General features: G+C 70.0%; 1 protein-coding gene. It reads right to left on the bottom strand.

Translation table 11 applies throughout. The annotated features are described in order from the left end of the window. Positions 1-139: 139 nt before the first annotated feature. A complete protein-coding gene (locus FIP57_RS22920; protein WP_275266195.1) occupies positions 140-1,483 on the bottom strand; it encodes an IS1380 family transposase in 1,344 nt (447 codons plus the stop codon). Between the last annotated feature and the right edge of the window lie 139 nt (positions 1,484-1,622).

Below are 1,622 nucleotides of genomic sequence, written 5' to 3'. Positions count from 1 at the left end.
CCTCGAACTTTCTTTTGGCTGTGGGTTGAGTCGTTGAGTGCGACGTCCGGGTCGGATCTGCGGCCGGGGCATGGATGGCCGCCGGCGCTGTAGTCGCCGGGTTCTCCGAGGCCTTGATTGTGACGGCGTGGTCGGTGGGTCAGCCGGGTTGGAGGGCGGCCCAGCCGGTGTCGATGAGGTCGTTCCAGGGCCAGCCGCGAGGCAGGCGAAGGCGTCTGCGGCGGCCGGACCGGATGATGCGTCCGGCAACGCCGAGGAGCCGGAAGCGGAGTCGTTTCGGTTCCCAGCGTCGGGCGGGGTGGTCGTGCCAGGCCAGCGTCTGGGTCCAGGCGAGCAGGTCGGCGGCCAGCGCGATGATCTCGAGCCAGATCTGGTTCTGCGCGAACCGGTGGAAGGGCAGGTTCCGCAGCCCGGTGTCCTTCAGGCCGCGGATGCGGTCCTCGGCGCGGGCGCGTTGGCGGTGCCGGACCTCGAGCGCGGCGAGCGTCCAGCCCGGCCCTGTGGTGTTGGTCGTGAAGCAGGTGATCCGCCAGCCCTCGTGGTCGGTCAGCCGCAGCTGCGCTCCGGGGTGCGGTCGTTCGCGGCGAGCGATGACGCGCATCCCGGCCGGCCAGCCCTTGAGGGTGGCGGGGAGATACGCGGTGAGCTCGGCGACCTGGGCGCCTTCACGTGGCAGCCCGTCACCGTCGATCGCGGTCCGCCATGCCTGTCGGGGCACCTTCGCCAGGGCCTCCACGACCGGTGGCATGCCGTAGAACCCCACTGAGTACTCCAGACCCAGGTTGGTGATGTGGTGGAGGAAGTCCTTGACGCCGCCACCGGTGTCGGTGCGGACCACCACGTTGCCGCGCTCATTTTCGGGCAGCTGCGCGAGCGCCTGGTCCAACACCGTGATGTGGTCCGCAGCGCAGTTCGCGCCGGCTGACCCGGGGCGCAGCATTCCGGCCGCCGTCTCCCCGGAGCCGTCTTCGCCGTGGTCGACGAACGCGAACAGCGGGTGAAACCCGAACCCCCGCTTGAACGTCGGCGCCGCGAGCTCCTTCTCGCTGTGCGCGGTCACCAAGGTCGCGTCCATGTCGATGGTCACCTGTCCGCCCGGTTGCCCGGCGACCGGACGCCGTCGGCCCCAGACCCGTTTCCGGGCCTCGGCGCGGGCCCCCCGGATTGCGGCCAGAGCGGCGTCGACATCACCAGCCAGGGCAGCGACCAGCCGCGAGACGGTGGGATCGGAGGCCACCGGGCCGAAGAGTTCCGGTTGGGCGCGGACCACCGCGACGTCGGCCAGGCAGTCACCGCCGAGCGCGACTGCGGTCGCGACGTCGAGCAGCACCTTGCCCGGGTCATGAGTGGCCCGCGGTGACCGCCACGGCGACAACGCCGCCGACAGCGACCGGCCCAACCCGGCGAGCTCGATCGTCTGGCGCAGCAGCACCCCACCTGAGGAGGAGATCAGCGACTCGCGGCCGGGATCGAGAACCAACATCGGGACACCGTTACGCTTCACCTACGGAGTGCCTTTCCGCTCGGCTTCTTTGACTTCAGCAATCCAAGAATCCCGTGCAGAACAGGCACTTCCGTGCGTTACGCGCCGTACACCACCTCAGCGACGTGAAAGCGCGAGG

The sequence above is a fragment of the Nocardioides caldifontis genome (assembly GCF_008087345.1).
Lineage (GTDB): Bacteria > Actinomycetota > Actinomycetes > Propionibacteriales > Nocardioidaceae > Marmoricola_A > Marmoricola_A caldifontis.
This window is presented reverse-complemented; position numbering and strand designations above follow the sequence as displayed.